Here is a 24,290-nt window from a genome sequence, read left to right on the forward strand (position 1 = left end):
CCGGACAACCGATGTTGATTCCCTCGCGCATAAAAAAGCCCTCTGTAATAACAGAGGGCTGGCTACGTTTACGTTAGATTAAAACGATTTCTTAAAGCCAATAGATGCATTCACCGGGGCTTCAATCTGCGACTTACTGCTGCCGTTGCTGAATTGCGTACCCAATTCACCGTAGACCTGCACATTCCGGTCAATAGACCAGCTCAGTCCGGCGGCGACTTCGGTGCTGGAGTACTGCTGTGACGATTCCAGCGTAGTGGTGGCAACCGCATTGCTAAACTGCGTCTTGTCTTTTGAACCCAGACCCTGCCAGACGTTCACCCGGCCGTAAGGCTGGAATTTGCCGTGGTTGGTATCATAGTCTGCGACCAGACGCACACCCAGACGCGCGGTAAACGAATCGGCGGTATCCATCTTGACCTTCGTTTGGGTGACGCCATCCAACGTACTGTTATCGAAGTTGCTGTACTGATAGATCAACTGCGCCTGAGGCTCCAGACTCCAGGCGCTGGCGCCTAAGCGGAATGACTTGCCCACTTCCGTTGAGGCCGTCAGCGTATTGCCTTTCACCGTGTGCGAGCCGTTATTTCCGGATGCCGACAGACGGGATTTATGGTTACCGTACTGCAGGACGTTGTCGACATACATTCCGTCATCCGAGAACCAAGTGGCATAACCGCCAACGTAAAACGCGTTGTCATCGATATTACCGCCTTTGCCATCGCTGCCAGTTTTGGTGCCTTTAACACTGCTGTCGATGTCGAGCACGCTGGCATACATCCCGGCTTTCCAGCTTTCATTGGCGTACATATCGACGCCGACCTGGATGCCCATGGTATGTGAACTGGTTTGTGTCCCTGTCGCATCATCCAGTTTGGTTTTGCCGGAGTAACCAATCATTCTGGCCCACGCGCGGTTATCTTCATCAATACCCGGTTTCACCTCGTCACCCATACGCTGGTGCATGTTACCCAGCAGGCTGATGTCACCCTGGCGAACGACGCTGGCGAGGCCGGAGTACAGCATGGTTTCCGGACGGTATTCGCTTCTCAGATACCAGTTTTCACCCTGACCTTGCGCGTTACCGGCGTGCAGTTGGTACTCAAATGCACCCGCAGCCATGCGTTCAGCGGCAAGATGGAAGGCGTCTCGCGAGGTCTGCGCGGTGGTGGTGGCGCCATTCAGCGCGGTGACCACTTCGATGCCGTCACCCACGGTAGGCGCGCCGAGGCCGGAGCCGTCAACATCAAGCAACGTTTTCCCGCTGGCTTTACCGCCGTCGATAATCAGGCGATCGGCAATACCCGCGCCGCGACCATTCTGCGTGGCTGCCATGTTGATAGTGCCTTTCTCGCCGGTGTAGTCTCCTTTGACGGTTAAGGTTGTACCAATTTGCTGACCGATAAGCGACACATCGCCGCCGTTACTCAGCCCGGCTACCGTCTGGTTGTAGCCTTGGGTGTTAAGCGTAGTGTCCGCAACCACATAGTGGTGCGACGCCGCGCTCAGGGTGTTGGTATCACCCGCTTGCAGCACGCCGTGGGTAATCAGCGTTGCGCCGCTGTAGCTGTTTTTACCCTGCAACTCGGTGGTGCCGTTGCCGGTCTGGTGCAGTTGACCTTTGCCGCTGATATCACCGGTTAATGCCAGGGTATCAGCGCGATTGACGCTGAGTACGCCATTATCAACGATATCACCCTGAATGCTGCCGATATCGCCGCCGGTGCCGAGTTGTAATACGCCCTGGTTGATGGTGGTACCGCCGGTGTAGGTGTTATCCAGCGTCAGGGTCAGTGAACCTTTGCCGGTTTTAATCAACTGACCATGACCTTCGACTTCGGTCAGCAGGGATACATCGTGCCCGTTGGTGTCGAACGTCCCGCCACCGGATTCCAGCGTTACCTGACGTGCGGTATCGAAAGCGTCGCCATATTTCAGCGTACCACCATTAAAGGTGATGCCAGTATCTGCTGCGCCGAGGTTGGTATCACCGGCTACCTGAAGCGTACCTGAAGTGATAGTGGTGCCACCGCTGTAGGTATTGTCGCCCGTGAGGATCAGCGTACCAAGATCGCCTTTATTCAGACCGCCGGTGCCACGGATCACGCTGTCAATGGTGGCGGTGTAGTTAACGCCGTCTACCGTACCATCGCCAACGCGGATCAGCGTATTGGCGGTATCGGTGGTGATAGCCTCTCCGCCGACGCGATAGCCGTCGGTGGCGAATTGTGCACCGCTGATGATGACGTCGCCTTTGCTGTTATCGACCGTCACATTGCCCGCCTCGCCCTGGAAGACGGCAAACGCGGCATCGGTAAATGGCGCGTTCAGCGCGCCTTCTGGCGTGGATTCATCGGTGGTCCAGTTGTCATTCCCCTGGCTGGATTGCCAGATCCCGTCGCCACCGTTAATCACGCCGTTGTTTTTCAGGTTGCCGTTCTCACCGCCGGTGCCGTCCCAGAAGCGCAGCGTCAGCCCGGCATGGTTGACCAGGTTTACCTGATTTTTAACCGAGGTTTGTACATACAGGCTGTCAGCGGCTTCCGGTGCGTTAGCAATATCCATCACGTTATTGGTCAACGTGCCGGTATAGTTGATCACGCGATAAACCCCAACGTCAAAACTGCCGTTCGGTGAGGTCTCGATGTTGAGCTTGCCGTCAAGCGTCAGATCGCCGTTGACATCAATCAGATCGTTGAAAGCTCCGCCTGGGGTATAGGCCTGACCAAACTGATAATCCAGCTGTGCGTTATCGCTTAGCGTCAGCGAACCGGTGGTCAGTTTACCGACGCTGTTGATGGCCGCACCGGCGGTAATGTGACCGTTATCCTGCACATCCACCGCGCCGCCGATAATGCCGTTACCGCCGAGCGTAGCGCCGGTTTTCACCGTGACCTGGCCGGTTGCGGCAGACTGATTACCGTTGACCAGCAGCACGCCCTGGTCAACATCCGTGATGCCGGTCCAGGTGTTGTCGCCGGTCAGGGTCAGCGTACCGTCGCCGATTTTCACTAGGCTGCCGTCGTTGCCGCTGATAACGCCGCTGATAGTGTCAGCCAGATTTAGATTACCCAGCGACAGTTGCTTGTTACCCAGCTCGACATTACCCGCACCGGACAGTGAACCGATGGAGGTGGCGCTGTTGACTGCGCTGACATCCACCAGGCCGTCCGCCAGGTTTTTGACCACCGTATTTTCCGCCATCGAGTTATCAGCCGCGGTCATCAGGCCGCTGTTGTTTACCGTTGCATTGCCGCCGCTGGCGTTGTCTTCCAGCGCCAGGGTGCTGTCTTTCGCTACGTTGACCGTCGCGTTAGCGGCGGTGGCTTTATCGCGTAATACTGCTTTCGCTTTACCTGTCAGATTCAGGTTGGCGCTGGCGGCAGTGACGGTATCGGCCAGCGTTAACAGACTGTCGGCGATGTTCATGGTCAGCGATGTCAGGCTGGTGTCTGCACCATTGATGTTCAGCGTTGCGCCGTTATTGACGTTAACAGTGCTGCTTTCATTGCTGCCGAACGCCCCGGTTTTACTGACGTTAACCGTCACATTATTGCTATTCCCGGTCCCGGCAATTTCGGTTTCCCCTTGGTAGCTGTTGGTGCGGTCAAGCGTTAAGGTGCTGCCCGCATCGCTTGAGCTACTGGTCACTTTCAGCTTGCCATCTCCGGTAATATCGCCGGTTGGGGTGAAATGGTGCGAATTGAGATCAAATACCGCCGCGTTAGCATTGGCGCCCAGCTCGATGGTACGGTTGCTGGTCAAATCAGCGCCCAGTTGCAGCGTGGAGGCGTTATTGATGACCAAATCCGTGCCACTCTGGCCGAGGTTGCTGTCGGCGGAGATTTGCAAGGTGCCGCCGTCAATGCGCGTACCGCCGCGATATTCGTTATCACCGCTGAGGATCAGACGGCCGAGGTCGGTTTTCACCAGCGTCAGCCGATCGCGGGCGCTGGCCTCGCGAAGGATAGATTCAATGGTCGCGGTATAGTTTTGTCCCGCGCCACCGGCCCCGACGCGCAGCAGCAGTTCACCGGTGCCCGGCGTTTGACCCGCATGAGTGGCCGTTTCGGTGGTGGCATAAGCGTTGAGCGCATCACCTTTCACGACATAGCCGTCGGCGTCAAACTGTGCTCCGGAGAAATTGACGTCACCTTTGGCGTCATCCACGGTGACGGTACCGCCTTTGGTGGTAAACACGGCGAAGGATTTCTGCGCCCACGGCGCGTTGCCCTCACCGGTGGCCGTTGTCCAGTTGTTGTCGCCCTGGTCGCCAATCGCCATCCATTTGCCATCGCCGCCGTCAATCTTGCTGTCGCCTTCAATGCCCGATTTACCGTGACTTTGGTTGACGGTTGCGCCGTCCCAGAATTGCAGCGTGACGCCGTTGGCGTTGACCAGGTTGACCTGTTTGTCGATAGAGGTCTGGACAAAAATGTTGTTCTTATCCTGACTGTCTGGCACCGCGCCCAACTCCAGCGTCCGGTTATCCAGCGTGCCGCCGTAGTTATATATACGGTACACACCCGGTCCAAAATTACCGCCCTGAGACGTGGTGACGTCCAGCGTCCCGTCCAGTTGCAGGTTGCCGGTGACAGTAATCAGGTCATTCAGCGCGCCACCCGGCGTATAAGCCTGACCCAGCTCGAAGGCGGAGGTGGTTTTGCTGCCCAGTTGCAGGCCGCCGTTAATGGTTAATGTTCCCGCACCGCCGTCACCCGCGCTGAGGGTCGAGGCGTCGTTCATCAGCACGTTGCCGCCGATAATACCGTTACCGCCAAGCGTGGACATGCCGCTGACGGTGGTTGCGCCCGTAGCCGCACTCTGATTACCGTTTACCAGCAGCGTACCGTGGGTGACGGTGGTGTCACCGGTATAGGTGTTATTGCCCGCCAGGCGCGTAATGCCACCGCCGATTTGCTGCAGCGCGCCGATACCCGAAATCACGCCGCCGAGCAGCACATTATTGGCGCGATTAATCGCCAGTACGCCGTTGTCGAGGATGTTTGATACGGCGCTGATTTCGCCGGTATCGCCGCCGGAACCTAACTGCAGCGTCCCCGTTTGATCAATGGTGGTAGAACCGGTGTAGCTGTTATTGTTGGTAAAGACCGTGGTCCCGCCTGCCTTACGTTCAAATTTCCCGTCACCGCTGATGACGCCGTCGTAAATTTGCGCGGCTGACGTATCGCCCTGGGTATCAAAGATAACCCTGCTGCTGGTGCCCTGGGTTTTCACGTCATAATTGCCAATGGTCGCGGCGGTGCTGGTGGACTCGACGTGGTCGCCGGTACGCAGCGTTGCACCATCGTTTACGGCAATGGTTTTGCTCGCCAGACTCAGATTTTCAACGACGCGGACATCCGCGTTTGACCCGGTAATGGTCAGCGAGTCCCAGCCGGTGCCAATGTTGGTGCCGGTGGTCTGGTTATCGCTGTTCAGGCTGCCAATTTTTGCACTGTCGCCGTGGGTGTTGGTGAAGGTGAGGGCGTTGCCCGTACCCGCAGCGGTAATGATATGGCGCGTTTTATCCAGTGATACATCGCCGATCTTGGCCGTATTGTTACCGCCGGTGCCGGCGAAATTCACCTCGCCCGCAAAGGTGCCGCTTTGCCAGTTAAAGGTGTCCGTGCCTTCACCGGTGTTGATCACGCCGCTGGTCACACCGCCGCTGATATCAATGGCGTCATTGCCTTTACCAGACTGAATGGCTACGGCCGTGTCGTTGATGGCCTGCAGGGTGCCGGTGTTGGTGATTTTTTTATTGCTGTCACCGCTGGCATCAATCACCGGTGCGCTGGTGCTGGCAGAGATAATTTTGCCGCTATTGCTGACGGCGCGGACGTTCTTCGCGATGATCGCCGAGCCGCCTGCGCCGTCACGTACATTGATATCGGCATTGGTGGTGAGCGCGCCATCGGTATTCGCGCGAATACCGCTGCCTTCAGCCTTAAGGACCTCAATGGTATAGCCTTTGCCTATGCTCAGGTCGCCCGATGTTTCGCCGCCATTACGTTGTTCAAAGGCGAAGCCGGTACCTTTCCCGTGAACGTTGAGGATATTTCCCTCGCTGTCACGATCGGTCATGGTGAGCGCCACGCTGGTGCGGATCCCCGCGCCATCGTTGGAGTCAATGGTCACGTTGCGCAGCAGGATATTGTTGTTGTTGGCATCGTTTTGAATGCCTGCGCCAGTTCCATCGGCGCGGATCATCACGCTTTGCGCGGACAGCGCACCGGCTTTATCGGCGAGTCGAATACCGTCAGCGGAACCGTTGGTGGTAATACTGTCACCGGAAATGCCATTAATCAGTAAACTGGCACCTTCAGTCAGTAGAACACCGGCAGTACCATCATCGACCAGGATTTGGCCCAGTTTATTAATCTGCGCACTGGCTCCCGAAGCCTGAACACCGATACCGTCACTGACATGCAGGGCTTTGTCGGAATTGTTGGTGAAACGCCCGCCTTGCTGTACATCAACACCGATGCTGTCGGTGCTGGCTAGATCGATAATGGCGTTGGCACCAAGGGTCAGATTGCCGAGATTTCTTGCCACATAGGCAATAACCTCGTTACCGCCAGTTTCAGAGGTGATCTTCGCGTTTGAGGTGAGGGTAGTTTCAGTCGGGTTACCTTGCTCGTCGTCGCCATTCAACTTATGTGCCTTACCGTCAACAATCCCGGCAATGGTTCTTTCACCGGTTAAATTGATGGTGGTTTTATCGCTGATGTTACCTGTTGCGCCGCCTTCAATCAGCAGGGCTGCGGAATCGGAGCCTTTCACGCTAAACGTGGCTTCGCCGGTGTCTACACTACTGCCTGCGCCGGTGGCGAAGACGCCGACGGAGTTTTTGCCGCTTAAGGTCAGGTCGAGATTGGAACTCGAATTATCTTTCGGGTTGGTCGTATTACCTGCAAGTTTTGCACCATTAGCGATACGAAAAATAGTGGTGTTAGCCTGACCGTTGTCATTCATCACCGCCTGACCAATGTTGGCGGTAGCCCCTTTGCCATACAGGTAATAACCAATCTGGTTGGTGCTGTTGAATAGTGGACTGCTCAGGGTGTCGACATTCGCGATGGCGTTATCACGCACGTGCACGCCGATGTTCCCGGCTTTGTTAAGTGTGATAGCGGAATCGACGTTGACCGTCGCCTGACCATTAACGCCACCCTCAGCCCAGATAGCGTAGTTACGGTTACCCACACCGCCGGTACCGTCTACCACAATAGAGCCTGAGTCGCTGGTGGTCACCAGGGCATTTTTTTTCGTCGCGCTGACGTGAATGCCGACGTTGTTGGTGCCATTGACGTTGATCTTGCCGTCATTGCGAATGATCTGACCATTTTCAGCGCCACTGTCACGAACAGTGATGCCGTAGTTCTTGATATTCCCTCCACGACCATCGCCATTGACCACAATATTGCCGGTATTCAGCACGTTGCCTGTCGCGTTGCCGATCAAGATCCCCGCAGCGTTGCGTATGCCGACGCCCAGCGTGATGAGCCCCTTATTGATGACCTCGCTGGCACTTTTGGTCATGATCCCGGCGCTTGGGCTGGAACCGCCTGGCAGGGTGGCATCCAGGGACAGATTATTGGCGTTGCGACCAAGATAAATAGAAGCATTCTGCGCGTTGGTAAAGGTCGCGTTGTCAGCGACTTCTACGCCAAAGGCGGTGCCTTTACCATAGGATGCACCGTTTTTGCTCCCGTCGACGATATTGATAACGCCGTTATTCACGCCCTGTGCATCGTTGGACAGTTGCATGCCAATGGCCAGCGTCAACGAGTTATCGGGATTATCCTTGCTCCAGGGATCGGCGGCAGAGGCGGTACCGAAGTTATCGGTGGTGATGGCCTGGTTGATGGTGCCGTTGTTGGTAATGGTGCTGGCGCCTTGTCCCTGCATACCAAATGCGCCATAGCTGTTGACCTTTTGATTGCCGTCTTTATCAATAAACAACCCGGAGTTGATGGTGCCGTGGTTGGTAGCAGTGGCGTCTTTCGCCAGCATGCCGATGGCCAGACTTTGCCCGCCGGAGGAACGCAATGCGTTCAGTTCGCCGAGGTTAGTGATAACCCCACCGTCAATGGCTTTCATTACGCCATTAATGCTGCCGTCAACGGCGATCATCGCACCTTGGTTCAGGGTGCCGGTAGTCCCAGCGCCGTTGGCATAGATGGCGTGCAGTTCACCACGCCCGGCGGTAGTGTTATTCGTATGCGACAGGCCGTCGGTCCAGACGTCATAATCCCAGGTGATAACGTCAGATTTTTTACCGGAACTAAGCACGTTTTCAATCAACTCGGCATACTTCGCTTGCGCAGCGGATACCGTCGTTATTTGGCTATTTTCGGCATCCAGCCACAGCTGGATCTGGCTGACTTTTTGTCCATCCGGTTTTTGTGCGGCGTCATCACTTTCGCCTAATAGCCAGCTATTGAACTCAGCCAGCTCCGCGGCCGTTGTAATCGAGAACGTTTTGGTACCTGTTTCGATAACCTCACCGGTGTCGTTATAACCGTAAGCCAGTAGCGTTACATCAGTGCCAAATACGGAGGTGATTTGTGAACCGTTAAATGTTTCCGTTGGTACAACCGGGGCAGCGTTGAATTTTATGTAGTTATCGGACTTCCAGTTCACCTGGCTGTTGGCACCCTGCGCTTGCAGCAGTGAGGAGTCCTTGGCCAGCAATTCGATGGTATTGGCCTTGTCACGTACGTTAAGCGTGTCGTTGCCAATATTCAGATTGGCGATGCCTCCGTTTGTCGCCAGAGCAATACCAAATTGCTTATAGATTTGCGTTTGCTGTGGATCATAAGTGTTCAACACCGCATCACCGATTTGTGATTCGGTGATAAAACCGGCTAATGCGCTGGTATCGAAGACTTTAATTGGCTCGGGTTCTCCCGGAAGCGCCGGATCAAAAACATCAAAATCTGTGCTCTGCGAAGGTTTCGCCGATTGAGTATGAGTCAGGTATTCTGCCAGTTGCTCCACGGTGGAGATCGTTTTGACATTCTGATCGGGGCTGGTGGCTTTTAGGGTGATTTTTCCGTTTTGCAGCAGCTCTCTGATGGTGGTTGACTCCACAACGCCGCTTTGACCTGGGGCAATCGTTGGGATTGCGCCGCTGATGTTGAGCGCCTGACCAGTAGAGTTATCTTCATATAAGAAGCCATAATTATGAATTCCTTCATTTACCTCAGCTGAAATACCTCTCTGATAGTCAGTATAAATATTGTGCTCACCTGTATCGATAATCGGTGCCGCAGATGCCAGCATCGATGCACCGCTTAATGCACTGGCCGCCAGTACCGCGACAGTTTTACGCGAACTGCTTTTTTTCTTGCCTTTGGTTAATTCAGAAACGACAACCCAGATACCGAGTACCGCGTTCCAAATAATGCTGTAAACTTTATTCATATATAACCCTTATCTGCATTTTATATTGCATGCGTTATTACGTTGAGTTGTTGGCTATGGTTGGCACGCGGGAGTGCTACCTGGCAGGTCGATTTTTAAAAATGGGGATGCCTTCCGGGTTTCGCGGAATAAAAGACGAACTGAAAGTGAGTCCCTTTTAAAAAATAATCGTTATGGTCGTCCTTAAATAAGTCAGTTACGGCTGGCTATAGTGCGAGATGGTGTACTTGAGCCGGGTATTGGTTTTGCCAAGCTTTCTGGCAATGTTGCTTTTGTACGCCCCAATGGTTTTTTCACTTTTTTGCGATGCGCCGGCGATTTGAGTCAGCGTCCAACCGCGGGCCAACATCATCATGACGTTAAATTCGTTTGCGGTTATTTTGTTATGTACTGCTTTGATAGTGCGTGATTTTTTTATTTGAGTGATAGAGGTGAATGCGTGCAAAAGTTGATCAAGAGAGTCGTCTTGATCGAGAAAATGCATGTTCATCCCGCAAACGGTTTGAAAAAGTGAAAAAGTGGCTTCATCGGCCAGAACGATAATCATCGTCGCAGGGCGTAAGGCCATGTTGCGGATAACTCTGGCATATTTTAAAAAATCAGAATTGCCAGGATTAATAATGATGCAATCCAATTTATGAGAATGTATGTTGACGGCAGAAAGCGTCTGAGAGGAGTGGTACGTGATATCCGTAAATAATGCTGAACCACGTAAAATTTCTCGCATGCCAAGCCATGGGTAAAGTGAGTCACCCAAAAATATAGCTTTAGACATAACGATCTCCTTGAAATTTTGATGCAAGCAATCGCCTCTTTTTTTTATTAAAAAGAGTTCCTCGCGATGCGTGAAATGTTAATTAAAACGAATATCCCGTTCTGTGTTTTGAACGTATCCTTATTAATTTCGGTTTCAACAGATACTTTCTGTATTTATTAAAATCTTTAACTATTCTTAATGTTGATATTACACTTTGTTAAAATTTAAGATAAATCGTTTAAATCACCTCTGGGCAGATGATTGATAGATTTCGCTTATGAATCGAGAAAATTGCGGACTGGATAACCCTAGAGACACAGGGGATTCTGATAGGTGTGGCTAAGAAGGTCGCCAAAAAAGAGCGTAATTCAGTTGGATAGGGCTCATTTTTAGCACAATGAGAACGCTGTAAGATAATTCTTAACTTAAACCAGGCTGGCGCGGAGGGTGTATAGGGGAGGGATGAAAATATTGCCATATTCAAATTTATTTACGTCTTCATTTTGTTTTATGGTGTTATGTTCTTTGATTTTATAAGTTTCAAGGATTTAATTCTAAAATTGTCTTTTTGTGCTTAATTTGAAAATCACACGAAAGAATAGCGATTAGCTTGTTTTTTGTACGTCGTCGGCTTATCCGGCCAGCAGTTCTTGCTCGACCTGGCGTACCTGATCTTCCAGCGTATTGCGGATCTCGGTTAACGCCCGTTGTTGGTCGGCAAAGTAGGCTTCCTTATCTGTCACAGAGGCGGCGAGGCGCCAGGCGTTCTCAGCTTCCAGTTCGCTAATTTCATTGAGCAAGCTGCTAATTTGCTCTCTGAGCTGCTGTATCTTGCGGCGTAAATGTTGCAGATCGTTAAGGCGGTCGCTTGCCATCATCGGTTCGAGACCGTTTTGCAACTGGGTAAGCAGCGTACGAACGGCGGCCAGATCGGCATTTTGTCGCGCCTGATTCAACTGTACCATCATCTGGTGCGCTTTATCTTTCAGGTCATCCGCAACCACGTCCGGGTGGCACAGGCGACTGGCCTGACGCCACAGGCGTTTTAGTTCATTGCGCTCATCATGAGAAAGTGTCCGTTCGCGGTTATAACGATGCTGCGCGTCCTGCTGTTGCTCCTGATATTCATCATATTCATGACGGGCTTCTTCCTGCGCCTGGCGGGTGGCGCTGTCATCCTGGCGGGAAAAGTCGTTTTCCAGTTCGCGAATTTCCGCCAGCAGGGCGGTGATAAGCTCCGTTTGCTGCTGAATGCGCTGCCGGGTTTCCACTGATTCGCGCGAGTCTGAACGCTGGCTCATCCACTGCTGTTTGAGCTGCGCCAGTTGATCGACCGCCTGAGAAATAAAGTGCTGACAGGACTGATAATCTTTTTCCCGGCGTTTGCGCTCGGCTTCCTGCTTACGTTGCGCACTGGCGGCCAGATGTTTACGCAACTCGAGAATACGACTCATCAGCGGCCCAAGGTGCTGATGATACAAGTCGTTGAAGTCATCAAGGATTTGAATGCGTGCATTGCGTTTATCAATTAAGTCGCGCAACTGTGTTTCAAGTGCTTTTAGCTCAAGTTTGCTGGCAGCGATGCCGGGATCTTGCCACGTTGATACCGCTCGCTGTGATTGCAGCCAGCCGGTGATTTCATGCAGGGCATCGCTGAAGCGTCGTGCTTCAAGCGCCTGAACGATCGTCTTCGGTACGTCCGTCAACGTGTCATTTTTCAAATGCACTAGTTGCTGGAAAATGATCTCGTCATCTTCCAGTTCGATGGCACTTTTGATGATTTCAAGACGTTTAATGATCTTATTCATGACGGTCGCTGCCCGGCGTGGCTTAAAGCGCGTGACAGGAACCTGACCTGGGGAACGCGTTTAAAAATGTTGAAAAAACAGTAAGGTGCATTTTGTGGTCTGCGGTGCCTTTTCGTCCAGAATAATTCACGGTAATTATAAGAAAGCGGAGGTAGCGCGCGTCAGTCGCACTCTTCAAACCTCCGTTTCATCTTTTTTATTCACGATCTAATTATTCTTGATTCAATAAAGATAATGCGTATAGTTCTCATTCTCTTTTGTTATTAACCATTTCCGTACACTCTGGTAAGGATCCCCGCAATGAAAAAAACAACATCCGCTCTGGCATTGCTGATTGCCGCAGCGCTAAGTGGCTGTGCCGCACATTCAACGCCAGCCAGTCGTACGGCGGTACAGGAAAAAGCGGTGACGCCAGCTGCTACTGATGTCCAGCAGCGTGCGTTGGCTGATGGTCTGTATGAAATGGCGCTGAGTCCGGCGGGCGATGCACTGTATGTTGCCAGTGCGGAAGGATTTAAAGATGTCCAGGGCGGGGTGGTTTACAAACTGGATCCGAAAACGCTCAAGACGCTCGGTCTAAGCCATACCGATATGAAAAACTTTGGTATGGCGCTCTCGCCAGACGGTAAAACGGTGTACGTTACCAACTCACTGGACGGCGGCCTGAGCGCCCTGAATACCGCCGATGGTAAAGTGAAAAACCGTGTACTGTTCCCGGAACGTAATGCCGAAGGTTTCCCGTACGGTGCGCGCCAGGTGCTGCTGCATAATGGCCTGCTCTATATTGGCGCGGTGGCTGACCCGGCGGTAATTTGGGTGGTGGATGCCGAAACCCTGAAGCTGAAAACCCGTATCAAAAACACCGGTAAATGGATGACCGGTCTGCATTACTCTGACGTCACTCAGCGTATTTATGCCGCCAATGGCGGCGGCGAAATACTGGTGATCAACCCGCGTAATCAGCGTATAGAGAAACGCTGGAAGCCGCTGGGTGAGAAACCTGCGCTGTTGCTGAATATGGCAGAAGACGCGCAAACGGGCCGTTTGTTTGTCACCGATAACTCGCAAGCGAAAACGACTCTGGTGCTGGATATCCACACAGGTAAATTGCTCAAGCAACTCGATGTTGGCGATTCGTTAGCGGTGAAATTCAATGCAAAGCGCAACGAAATCTATATTACCCAGCGCGATGCCGGGAAACTACTTAGCCTGAATGCAACCGACTACAGCGTGAAGAAAAGCTGGGATCTGCCGCCGAACCCGAATAGCCTGCTGCTCTCTGCGGATGGGCAAACGCTGTTTGTCACTGTGAAGCAGAAATTTAATAAGGACCACTCCACGGATGCACCCGATAACGTGGTGCGTATTGATCTGAATAAATAACAACAACGCGTTGGCTTCCGCTAACGCCCGTTGATTGGTGACTTTTTTCCTGCGCCTCGGTGCGTTGGGCAAGGATGCCCGGCGTATCCAAACGATTGCGCCTTGCGACAACCAGGTTGAAATGTTAAAAGAAGCCCCTTCAATATAAACGACACAGGGGTAGGGCGTGAAAAACGCGTCATCTGCATCCGACACCAGCGTGTCCGATGCCGCGTCAACGAGTGAGCCGACGCTTCAGCGGGGGTTGCAAAACCGCCATATTCAGTTAATTGCGCTGGGCGGCGCAATTGGTACGGGTCTGTTTCTGGGCATTGGCCCGGCGATTCAAATGGCAGGACCGGCGGTGCTGTTGGGCTATGGTGTAGCAGGGATCATCGCGTTTCTGATCATGCGCCAACTGGGCGAAATGGTGGTTGAAGAACCCGTTTCCGGATCGTTTGCCCACTTTGCCTATAAATACTGGGGACCGTTTGCCGGTTTTCTGTCTGGCTGGAACTACTGGGTGATGTTTGTGTTGGTCGGCATGGCTGAACTGACGGCGGCTGGGATCTACATGCAATACTGGCTTCCCGATGTGCCTACCTGGATTTGGGCCGCCGTATTCTTCGTTATCATCAATGCCATCAACCTGGTCAACGTGCGACTGTATGGCGAAACCGAGTTTTGGTTTGCACTGATCAAAGTGCTGGCGATTATTGGCATGATTGGCTTCGGCGTCTGGATGTTGTTTTCTGGTCACGGTGGCGAACAGGCAAGTATCGATAACCTCTGGCGCTATAACGGCTTTTTTGCCACCGGCTGGAACGGGCTGATCCTCTCGCTGGCGGTGATCATGTTCTCCTTTGGTGGGCTGGAACTGATCGGTATTACTGCGGCAGAAGCGCAGGATCCGCAAAAAAGTATTCCGAAAGCGGTAAACCAGGTGGTGTATCGTATTCTGCTGTTTTACATCGGTTCACTGGTGGTGCTGCTGGCGCTATACCCGTGGGTTGAAGTGAAATCAAACAGCAGCCCGTTTGTTATGATTTTCCATAATCTTGACAGCAACGTGGTGGCTTCCGCGCTGAACTTCGTTATTCTGGTGGCTTCTCTGTCGGTGTATAACAGCGGCGTGTACTCCAACAGCCGCATGCTGTTTGGCCTCTCCGTGCAGGGCAATGCACCGAAGTTCTTGACCCGCGTCAGCCGTCGCGGCGTACCGGTTAACTCTCTGGTGCTTTCCGGGGCGATCACCTCGCTGGTGGTGCTGATTAACTACGCGCTGCCGCAAAAGGCCTTCAGCCTGCTGATGGCGCTGGTCGTGGCGACGCTGCTGTTGAACTGGATCATGATTTGCCTGGCGCACCTGCGCTTTCGCGCGGCAATGCGTCGCAAAGGGCGTGACACTCAGTTTAAAGCGCTGCTGTACCCGGCCGGAAACTACCTGTGTATTGCGTTCCTCGGCATGATTCTGGTGCTGATGTGCACCATGGATGAGATGCGTCTGTCGGCGATGCTGCTACCGGCATGGATCCTGTTCTTGTTTGTGGCCTTCAAACTGCTGCGCCGTAAAGCCCGCTAATCCCTTACCGATCTCATCCTTTGCGATGAGATCGGTCACTCCCTGAACTTTATCGTGATTGATCTCCCAGTTCTGTTCTTACTGACAGGATCTTTGTTTTGTAATCGATTACTTTTCATTTGAATCTATTTGTAATCGATTACTTTTTAAGGGTGGGGCAAAAAATGGTGTCGACAACCGAGAGTAGTGGAAAACAGAGCGTACAGTACCGGCTGCTGGTGCCGCGGCTGTCGCTGATGATGTTCTTACAGTTCTTTATCTGGGGAAGTTGGTCCGTCACGCTGGGGCTGGTGATGAGCCAGCACAATATGTCGCTGCTGATTGGCGATGCGTTTTCCGCCGGACCGATAGCCTCAATCTTGTCGCCGTTTGTCTTAGGTATGCTGGTGGATCGCTTTTTCGCCTCGCAAAAAGTGATGGCGGTGATGCACCTCGCCGGGGCGGCGATCCTGTGGTTTGTGCCGCAGGCGCTGGTAGCGCAAAACGGTGCGCTGCTGATTGGCCTGCTGTTTGGCTACACGCTGTGCTACATGCCGACGCTGGCGCTGACCAATAATATTGCGTTTCACAGCCTGTCGGATAAAGACAAAACCTTCCCGGTAGTACGGGTGTTTGGCACCATAGGCTGGATTGTTGCGGGGATCTTTATCGGCGTGACAGGCATTTCGGATACCACCGGCATCTTTACGCTGGCGGCGGTTATCTCTGTGATTCTGGCGCTCTACAGCCTGACGCTGCCAAACACGCCTGCGCCCGCGAAAGGGTTGCCGGTAAAAGTCCGCGATCTGTTTTGCGCCGATGCTTTCGCCTTACTCAAAACCCGTCACTTCTTCGTCTTCTCACTCTGCGCTACGTTAATCTCGGTACCACTGGGGACCTACTACGCGTACACCGCATCGTTTCTGGCGGATGCGGGCGTTGGGGATGTCAGTACCGCGATGTCGTTCGGTCAGATGTCCGAAATCTTCTTCATGCTGGTGATCCCATTCCTGTTCAGACGGTTGGGCGTGAAATACATGTTACTGATCGGCATGTGTGCATGGTTTGTGCGTTACGCCTTCTTTGCGCTGGGCATCAGCGAAGAAGGGCGCATCCTGCTGTATCTCGGTATTTTGCTGCACGGAGTGTGTTACGACTTCTTCTTTGTGGTCGGCTTTATCTACACCGACCGTATTGCCGGGGAAAAGGTGAAAGGTCAGGCGCAAAGCATGATCGTAATGTTTACCTACGGGATCGGTATGCTGCTGGGCTCGCAAATTTCCGGTGCGCTGTATAACCGTCTGGTGGCGGGGCAGGCAGTACCTGAGTCATGGATCCCGTTCTGGTGGATCCCGGCGGTTGCAGCGGCGGTGATTGCCGTGATTTTCCTTTTCTCTTTCAAGTATGACGAGAAAGAGCAGGCGTAATATTCAGGAGGGGTTATGAGAACCATTAAGGGACCGGGGATTTTTCTGGCGCAGTTTATCGGCGGACAATCCCCGTTCAATACCCTGGACGGGCTGGCGCAGTGGGCAGCGGGTCTGGGCTACAAAGCCATACAGATGCCGTGTAATCATGCGTCGCTGTTTGATGTTGAACAGGCCGCTGTTAGCCAGACTTACTGCGATGATATTCGTGGAATGCTGGCGCAGCACGGACTGACGATCAGCGAATTATCCACCCATCTCGAAGGCCAACTGGTTGCCGTTCATCCCACCTACGATGACGCTTTTGATGGTTTTGCGCCGCAGGCGGTACGCGGTAATCCTCAGGCCCGACAGGCGTGGGCGACGCAGACGTTACACCAGGCTGCGGCAGCCTCGCAAAAACTGGGGTTGACGGCGCACGCCACGTTTTCCGGATCGCTGGCGTGGCCCTATTTTTACCCCTGGCCGCCGCATAATGCGCAGCGTTTTGCCGAGGCATTTCAGGAACTGGCTGACCGTTGGCGGCCGATTCTCGACGGTTTTGATGAGCAGGGGGTTGATGTCTGTTTTGAAATTCATCCCGGCGAAGATCTGCATGATGGCATCACGTTCGAGCGTTTTCTTGCGCTGGTGGATAATCATCCGCGCTGCAATATGCTCTACGATCCCAGCCATCTGCTGTTGCAGCAGATGGACTATCTCGGATTTATCGACGCCTATCACTCGCGCATAAAAGCGTTTCATGTCAAGGATGCGGAGTATCGAGCCAGCAGCCGCAGCGGCGTCTACGGCGGTTACCAGCCGTGGATCGACCGCGCTGGACGCTTCCGCTCATTAGGCGACGGGCAGGTTGATTTCAAAACGATTTTCAGCAAGCTCACACAATATGATTATCCCGGCTGGGCGGTACTGGAGTGGGAATGCTGCCTGAAAGACGCAGAAACCGGCGCCCGCGAAGGCCGTGAGTTTATTCAGCGGCATATTATTCCGGTTTCATCCCACGCATTTGATGATTTCGCCGCAGGCGATGAGGTACGCAAATGATCCAGGTTGGCATTATTGGCAGCGGGTTTATTGGGCCTGCGCATATTGAGGCGCTGCGTCGACTGGGGAATGTGCAGGTGGTGGCACTCTGCGACAGTTCGCTGGCGGTGGCTCAGGCGCGGGCCAGCGTGCTACAGGTGCCTCATGCATATGGCAGTGTGGAAGCGCTGTTAGCGCACCCGGGGCTGCAGGTGGTCCACAACTGTACGCCGAATCATCTGCATGCCGACATCAACCGGCAGATACTGCGTGCTGGACTGCACGTATTTTCTGAAAAACCGCTGTGCATGGCCCCCGAAGAGGCCCATGAACTGGTGACGCTGGCGGAGCAGGCGGGGGTCGTGCACGGCGTGAGTTTTGTCTATCGCCAGTTTGCGATGGTGCAGCAGGCGGCCAGCATGGTACGCAATGGCAGCGTTGGACGTCTGTTTGCCGTGCAGGGCAGCTATTTACAGGACTGGATGCTGCTGGAGACCGACTACAACTGGCGGGTTGATGCGGCGTTGGGCGGCGGCTCGCGGGCGGTGGCCGATATTGGCTCGCACTGGTGCGACACGGTGCAGTTTGTCACCGGTAAACGCATTGTTGAGGTGATGGCCGATCTCGCGATCGTCTGGCCCACGCGGAAAGCGGACGCGGCCGGTGGTGCGACGTTTAATTCGCAGACGATTGGTCGGCAGTTGGAGGATAAACCGGTGACCACCGAAGACCGCGGGTCGGTGCTGGTGCGGTTTGACGACGGCAGCAAAGGCTGCTTTAGCGTCTCGCAGGTTAGCGCCGGGCGCAAAAACCATCTGAGCTTTGAGATTAGCGGCAGCCAGTGCGCGTTGAGTTGGGATCAGGAAACGCCGCAGCAACTGTGGGTGGGCCACCGCCAGCAGGCGAACCAGATCCTGACGGACGATCCGGGGCTAATGAATGCCGATGTCGCCGCCAGCGCGCATTTCCCTGGTGGGCATATTGAGGGCTGGCCGGATGCGTTTAAAAATATGATGCTGCAGTTCTATCAGGCCGTACAGACAGGCCAAATGCCCGCGCCACAGGCCCGACGTTTTGCCTCGTTCAAGGATGGCGCAGACGTGATGTACATCATTGATGCGATTATAAAAAGCCATCAACAGCAGCGCTGGGTGTCGGTACAGCGTTAAACCGGTCCGGTTCGCCGGGCGGTGATTTTATGGTAGCCTCAGCACAAAGCGTAAAACGCAGGATGTGTCGTCGTTATGTCTATTCAAAAAATCGCCCAGCTTGCCGGTGTGTCGGTAGCGACGGTATCACGTGTGCTGAATAACAGTGAGTCCGTCAAGGCCAAAAACCGCGAACGTGTGCTGCAGGCTATTAAGGAAAGTAATTACCAGCCCAACCTGCTGGCTCGTCAATTGCGCACGGCGCGAAGCTCGATGATCCTCGTAATGGTCTCCAACATTGCCAACCCGTTTTGTGCCGAGGTGGTGAAAGGTATTGAGGAGGAGGCGGAGAAAAATGGCTATCGCATTCTGCTGTGTAATTCCGGTTCCGATACAGCGCGTTCGAAGTCAGCGCTGAAGCTGCTGTCAGGTAAAATTGTTGATGGCATCATCACCATGGATGCCTTCTCAAAATTACCGGAACTGACCACCCTGATTGGCGATGCTCCGTGGGTGCAGTGTGCGGAATATGCCGATAAAGGCGCGGTTTCCTGTGTGGGCATTAACGATGTAGACGCCGCGCAGTCGGTGATATCGCATCTGGTAGACAAGGGCTATCGGCGTATTGCGCTGATCAACCATGACCTGAGCTATAAATACGCCCGTTTGCGTGAACGCGGCTACAAGGCGGCGCTGCATGCGTTATCGCTGGAGTATCAGGCAGTGGAGTACGCCCGTGAGTTAAGTTCCAGCGCCGGGATCGCGGCGATGGAAAACCTGCTGGCGGCGGAGGTGAAACCCGACGCGGTGTTTGCGGTATCGGACACGCTGGCAGCCGGTGCGATGCGTGCTATTAGCAACGCCGGGTTACAGATCCCGCAGGATATCGCCGTGGTGGGCTTTGACGGTACGGAATTGGCTGAAATGGTCTCCCCACAGCTTTCAACTATTGAGCAACCTTCGCGTGATATTGGCCGCAAGGCGGTGGGGTTATTACTGAATAAAATCGATAACCCCGATGCCCCAACAGAAAGGGTGATGATGGACTGGCGCTATATTGCGCGCGCCAGTAGCTAAAGATTAACGCTGAAACGCCCCTGACAGGGCGCGAATATCATTCCCGGTCGGCGACTGATGAATACGTAATCCGAACTCTTCGACCACAGCAAAAATATGGTCGAAGATGTCAGCCTGAATACTTTCATATTCCAGCCACACCACTGTATTAGTAAAAGCATAAATCTCAATCGGCAACCCGTGGTCGTCCGGAGCTAACTGGCGCACCATTAACGTCATATCTTTGCGAATGCGCGGATGGTGACGTAAATATTCGTTCAGGTAGGCGCGAAACGTCCCGATATTGGTCATCCGGCGATGATTCAAGACGGATTCAGGTGCATCTAATTGCTGGTTCCACTCGTTAATTTCCTGAAGGCGCGTGGTCAAATACGGTTTCAGCAGATGTGCTTTATGCAATCGCTGGCGCTCATCTTCATCGAGAAAACGAATGCTGGTGGCATCGATGCTGATACTGCGCTTAATTCGCCGACCGCCGGACGCTGACATGCCGCTCCAGTTTTTAAACGAGTCAGAGACCAGCGACCAGGTGGGAATGGTGGTGATGGTATTATCCCAGTTGCGTACTTTGACGGTGGTTAAACCAATATCGATCACCGCACCATCTGCGCCGTATTTCGGCATTTCCAGCCAGTCGCCCAGTTTGAGCATATCGTTGGCCGAAAGCTGTATTCCGGCTACCAGACCGAGGATCGGGTCTTTAAACACCAGCATTAAGACTGCCGCCATGGCACCCAGACCGCTTATCAGGATGGCGGGTGATTGACCAATCAGCAGCGAAATCATCAGAATGCCGACGAGAATCGCGCCGATTAACTTGATGCCCTGAAAGATGCCTTTCAGCGGCAACTGCGAGGCGGCGGGGAGTTTTTGCGACAGATTAAGAATAACGTCGAGCAGAGAAAAGACCGACAGCAGGGCGTACATCATGATCCACAGCTGGGCGCAGGTGACTAATATCTCTGCGGCTTCGCTGCCTTTTTGTAGCCAGAGCGCGGCCTGTATATTGACGATGATACCTTGCAGCGTAAACGCCAGGCGGTGAAATAGCTTGTTCTGCGTGATGATTTGCAGCCACAGGCGGGAGCTGGCGTTGGCGCGTTTTTCAAATGCGCGTAGTACCACCCAGTGCAAAATAACGTGAACAATAATGGCGGTGATAAAAATAATGCCAAAAATCATCACCAGCGAAGTGGTGTGATTCATTTCAATGCCGAGGTCTTCTACCTGAGATATCAATTCCTGCATAACGTCTCCTTAATAAACAGCGGTCTATGATGACCGCTGTGTGGAGGTTATGCAAATGTGAGGATCAGACTTCCGTCAGGGTAGTTTCCTGCGGCAGACGTGATTTTGGCAGCGCGGCGTTGAAGTCTTCTACGCTGTGGTGGCCCACCGGGACGATAACCACGCTGGTGAATCCTTTATCTTGCAGACCAAATTCTGCATCGAGAACCGCGGCATCAAAGCCTTCGATGGGTACCGCATCGAGATCCATTGCAGCCACGCCTAACAGGAAGTTACCGACGTTCAGGTACACCTGTTTTGCCATCCAGTGCGCATCATCTTTGAGCTCTTTGCGGTGCAGATCGGCAAAGAAGGTTCGGCCTTTGTGGTTGGCGGCTTTGGCTTCCGGCGTGGCGAAACGACCATCGACTTCTTCTTGATCCACTACACGTTCCAGCCAAGCATCGTCCATCGCTGTTTTGGCGCAGAACACTACGACGTGGGACGCGTCGAGGATTTTACGTTCGTTGAACACAAAACCGCCGGCGGCGGCTTTGGCTACGCGCGCTTTGCCTTCGTCAGTGCTGGCCACGATAAAATGCCACGGCTGCGAGTTGGTGCTGGACGGACTGAACTGCAGCAGCGTTTTTAATTTTTCTGCCTGCTCAGCGGTCAGTTTTTTGGTCGGATCGAATGCCTTGGTGGAGTAGCGTTTTAAGGCGACAGAAACAATATCCATAAAAACTCCTGGTCGTTTTTCTTACCCTGCGGGTGCGTTTTGTTTCAGCAGGGTACAGGGAAAGCGGCAAAAAGATAAGACAGAAAAAGGCATAAACACTTATCGGGGTTAGCGATAAATCAGACGGGACGCAGGCGTTTTTGTTCCCGCTTAGGTAGGCCGTCCACCACCCGATGCCACGAGTCGTTCACCAGGTCTGCCAGTAAGGACTCGGTAATATCGTCACCGGGATAAACTGAAATCCAGTGCTTTTTATTCATGTGGTAACCGGGTTCGATACTGGGGTAGATCTGCTGATTGAGCAGCGACTTTTGCGGGTCTGACTTCAGGTTGACCAGCGGGCGTCCGTGATGCTCTGAGACCAGCATAAAAATCTTGCCGCCGACCTTAAAGACGTCGTATTCCGGGCCAAACGGCCAGCAGTGTTCGGTAAACGGCAGTTCAAGCGCAAGGCGTTTTGCGCACGCATGTAATGTCTGACCGTCCATTATTTTTCCTCGCGGGTGAGGGCGCGCCACATGGTTTCAAACCCCATGGCAATGTATTCATCGGCGCGGGCAGGGGTGCGGGTAGCAAATTCCATTGTGGTTTCAGCCAGTGACAGGAAAAACGCGTCACCAAAGGCGCGATACTCGTCGGACATAAACTCCGGGCGCACCGAGCGATGACAAAAATCACGCAGTTCGGGGAACATATCCTCAGCCCGTTGCTCGGTTTCTTTGGTGATTTTCTCGCTGACGGCAAGCTGACGGATGGCGCGATGTCCGGCGGTGTGATGCAGGCCCCAGCTAATGTAGCTATTCCAGATGAAGTGAATCATGGTTTTGGCATCGGTCACTGAACGGTCCAGATTGGCCATCATTGACTGGCACATATCGTGCTTTAAATGGAGGTAAAGTTCGTTGATGAGGTCATCTTTTGTCGCGAAATAGCGAAACAAAGTTCCCTCAGCAACGCCTGCATTGCGGGCAATGACGGCGGTAGAGGCCGCAATGCCGGACTGCGCAAATGCTGTGGTTGCTGCTTCCAGTAATGCCAATTTTTTATCTTCACTCTTCGGACGAGCCACTACACTTTACCCTTAAGCCTGTTAAAAACACGATTGAATCACGGCCTTCGCAGCACCGCAACGGTGAATGTCAAAGATTGAAAATCATCTTGACGGCGAACTTGCGATTTCTATAATGAGTGCTTACTCACTCATAATCAAGAGTCAGTCGCGCAAACCAGCGGAAAGGGGCGCGTTTAAGGTCAGGATATGAGGCGTCTCACCGTTTGTGTGGTTGTTATTATGCTCATTGCTGCAGCTGCAAGTTTACCGTTTGTACTCAATGCCGGATTCGGTCAGGCGCCGCAAGGGGCACAACTGAGTGAGGTTGAACAGTCACCACACTACCGTGACGGACAGTTTCATAATCAGGTGCCCACGCTGGGTTACACCGGCAACAAAAGCATGCTGGCAGCATGGTGGGAATTTCTGGTCGCGAAGCGCGAAAATGCCCGCCCTGCGCAACCATTGCCGCTGGTGGCAACCGAACTCGCGCGTCTGTCACCGCAGCAGGATACTCTCGTCTGGCTGGGTCATTCCTCGTGGTATTTGCAGCTGGCGGGTCAACGCATTCTGATCGACCCGGTATTGAGCAACTACGCTGCGCCGTTTTCATTTCTGAATAAAGCCTTTGCCGGGGAGTATCCGTGGACGGCTCAAAACATGCCCGAAATCGATCTGCTCATCATCTCGCACGACCACTATGACCATCTGGATCTTGCCACCATAAAGGCGTTGATGCCGAAGATTAAGCGGGTGATTACGCCGCTTGGCGTCGGGTCGCATCTGCGGTACTGGGGAATGAACAGCGAGATAATTGAAGAGCGGGACTGGAATCAGTCCGTCAGAGTGACGGACTCACTGATTGTGCATGTCCTGCCGGCACGGCATTTTTCAGGGCGCGGCATCAAGCGTAACCAGACCCTGTGGGCCAGCTTTATGTTGGAAACGCCAGAGCAAAATATTTATTACAGTGGAGACTCCGGCTACGGGCCGCATTTTAAAGCGATTGGCGAGCAGTTCGGCACGGTCGATGTGGCGATTATGGAGAACGGTCAATATGACCAGGACTGGAAGTTCATTCATATGATGCCGGAAGAGACCGCGCAGGCATCCGCCGATCTCCATGCCAAAGCCGTTGTGCCCGGTCATGCCGGTCGTTTTGTACTGGCGAAACATAGCTGGGACGATCCCTACAAGCGTCTGGCGCTGGCCAGCCGTCTCAAAGATTACCGTCTGCTGACGCCGATGCTGGGTGAGCCGGTAGTACTGTCCGAACCGGACCAACCGTTCACGGCCTGGTGGCAGCCAGCGGCTCAATGAAAAAAGGGAGATAACGATGACGATTTCTGCACAAGTTATCGAGACGATTGTCGAATGGATTGATGATAATTTGAATCAACCATTGCGCATTGATGATATTGCCCGCCACGCGGGATATTCAAAATGGCATCTGCAGCGTCTGTTTATGCAGTATAAAGGCGAGAGCCTTGGGCGCTACATTCGCGAGCGTAAGCTGCTGCTGGCGGCGCGTGATTTGCGTGATACCGACCAGAAAGTGTACGATATCTGCCTGAAGTACGGCTTCGATTCGCAACAAACCTTTACGCGTATCTTCACCCGTACGTTCAGCCAGCCACCTGGGGCGTACCGCAAAGAAAACCACAGCCGTACGCATTAA

15 protein-coding genes are annotated in these 24,290 nt (G+C 53.4%); 8 read left to right on the plus strand and 7 right to left on the minus strand.

Annotation, left to right across the window (positions count from 1 at the left end; translation table 11 throughout):
• Positions 1–78: 78 nt before the first annotated feature.
• The 3 genes from M2374_RS00205 to M2374_RS00215 all read right to left on the minus strand — a co-directional run bounded on the left by M2374_RS00205 (position 79) and on the right by M2374_RS00215 (position 11,997).
• Positions 79–9,432 (minus strand): autotransporter outer membrane beta-barrel domain-containing protein, encoded by a 9,354-nt coding sequence (locus tag M2374_RS00205; protein ID WP_181688388.1) that lies wholly within the window; start codon positions 9,430–9,432, stop codon positions 79–81.
• Between the two features lie 196 nt (positions 9,433–9,628).
• Positions 9,629–10,207: a LuxR C-terminal-related transcriptional regulator gene (locus tag M2374_RS00210; protein WP_146717197.1), complete on the minus strand. Its 579-nt coding sequence runs from the start codon at positions 10,205–10,207 to the stop codon at positions 9,629–9,631.
• Between the two features lie 614 nt (positions 10,208–10,821).
• Positions 10,822–11,997 carry a DnaJ family molecular chaperone gene (locus tag M2374_RS00215; RefSeq protein ID WP_153879365.1) on the minus strand — a complete coding sequence of 392 codons (1,176 nt, stop codon included), beginning with the start codon at positions 11,995–11,997 and terminating at the stop codon, positions 10,822–10,824.
• Positions 11,998–12,297: 300 nt separating this feature from the next.
• Between M2374_RS00215 and M2374_RS00220 the strand changes: the two genes are divergently transcribed.
• From M2374_RS00220 to M2374_RS00245, 6 genes are all read left to right on the plus strand, one after another.
• Positions 12,298–13,380, plus strand: coding sequence for a YncE family protein (locus tag M2374_RS00220; protein ID WP_115259151.1), 1,083 nt, complete (start codon positions 12,298–12,300; stop codon positions 13,378–13,380).
• Positions 13,381–13,546: 166 nt separating this feature from the next.
• The gene (gene pheP, locus M2374_RS00225) at positions 13,547–14,941 is read left to right on the plus strand and encodes a phenylalanine transporter (RefSeq protein WP_096757960.1); all 1,395 of its coding nucleotides are present in this window, start codon (positions 13,547–13,549) and stop codon (positions 14,939–14,941) included.
• 164 nt (positions 14,942–15,105) lie between these two features.
• Complete coding sequence (locus M2374_RS00230) at positions 15,106–16,347, plus strand: MFS transporter (protein WP_115259150.1); 1,242 nt, start codon at positions 15,106–15,108, stop codon at positions 16,345–16,347.
• Positions 16,348–16,362: 15 nt separating this feature from the next.
• Positions 16,363–17,391: a sugar phosphate isomerase/epimerase gene (locus M2374_RS00235; protein WP_181219144.1), complete on the plus strand. Its 1,029-nt coding sequence runs from the start codon at positions 16,363–16,365 to the stop codon at positions 17,389–17,391.
• Positions 17,388–18,539 carry a Gfo/Idh/MocA family protein gene (locus tag M2374_RS00240; protein WP_181219146.1) on the plus strand — a complete coding sequence of 384 codons (1,152 nt, stop codon included), beginning with the start codon at positions 17,388–17,390 and terminating at the stop codon, positions 18,537–18,539. The genes M2374_RS00235 and M2374_RS00240 overlap by 4 nt, the downstream gene beginning before the upstream one ends.
• Before the next feature lie 75 nt (positions 18,540–18,614).
• On the plus strand, positions 18,615–19,595 hold the full coding sequence (locus M2374_RS00245) for a LacI family DNA-binding transcriptional regulator (RefSeq protein WP_181219148.1): 981 nt from the start codon (positions 18,615–18,617) through the stop codon (positions 19,593–19,595).
• Positions 19,596–19,598: 3 nt separating this feature from the next.
• Here M2374_RS00245 and M2374_RS00250 read toward each other — a convergent pair whose 3' ends face one another.
• The 4 genes from M2374_RS00250 to M2374_RS00265 form a co-directional block, all read right to left on the minus strand.
• A complete protein-coding gene (locus tag M2374_RS00250; RefSeq protein ID WP_115259146.1) occupies positions 19,599–20,843 on the minus strand; it encodes a mechanosensitive ion channel family protein in 1,245 nt (414 codons plus the stop codon).
• 64 nt (positions 20,844–20,907) lie between these two features.
• On the minus strand, positions 20,908–21,561 hold the full coding sequence (gene nfsB / locus M2374_RS00255) for an oxygen-insensitive NAD(P)H nitroreductase (RefSeq protein ID WP_115259145.1): 654 nt from the start codon (positions 21,559–21,561) through the stop codon (positions 20,908–20,910).
• 119 nt (positions 21,562–21,680) lie between these two features.
• Positions 21,681–22,049: an MmcQ/YjbR family DNA-binding protein gene (locus tag M2374_RS00260; RefSeq protein WP_096757953.1), complete on the minus strand. Its 369-nt coding sequence runs from the start codon at positions 22,047–22,049 to the stop codon at positions 21,681–21,683.
• Positions 22,049–22,630, minus strand: coding sequence for a TetR/AcrR family transcriptional regulator (locus tag M2374_RS00265; protein ID WP_135912414.1), 582 nt, complete (start codon positions 22,628–22,630; stop codon positions 22,049–22,051). The genes M2374_RS00260 and M2374_RS00265 overlap by 1 nt, the downstream gene beginning before the upstream one ends.
• 189 nt (positions 22,631–22,819) lie before the next feature.
• On the opposite strand from M2374_RS00265, the gene M2374_RS00270 reads away from it, so the two are divergent.
• Positions 22,820–23,932 (plus strand): MBL fold metallo-hydrolase, encoded by a 1,113-nt coding sequence (locus M2374_RS00270; protein ID WP_117342189.1) that lies wholly within the window; start codon positions 22,820–22,822, stop codon positions 23,930–23,932.
• A 16-nt stretch (positions 23,933–23,948) separates the two neighbouring features.
• A complete protein-coding gene (locus M2374_RS00275) occupies positions 23,949–24,290 on the plus strand; it encodes a RamA family antibiotic efflux transcriptional regulator (protein WP_045440915.1) in 342 nt (113 codons plus the stop codon).

Source organism: Citrobacter sp. JUb117, from assembly GCF_024809055.1.
GTDB lineage: Bacteria > Pseudomonadota > Gammaproteobacteria > Enterobacterales > Enterobacteriaceae > Citrobacter > Citrobacter gillenii.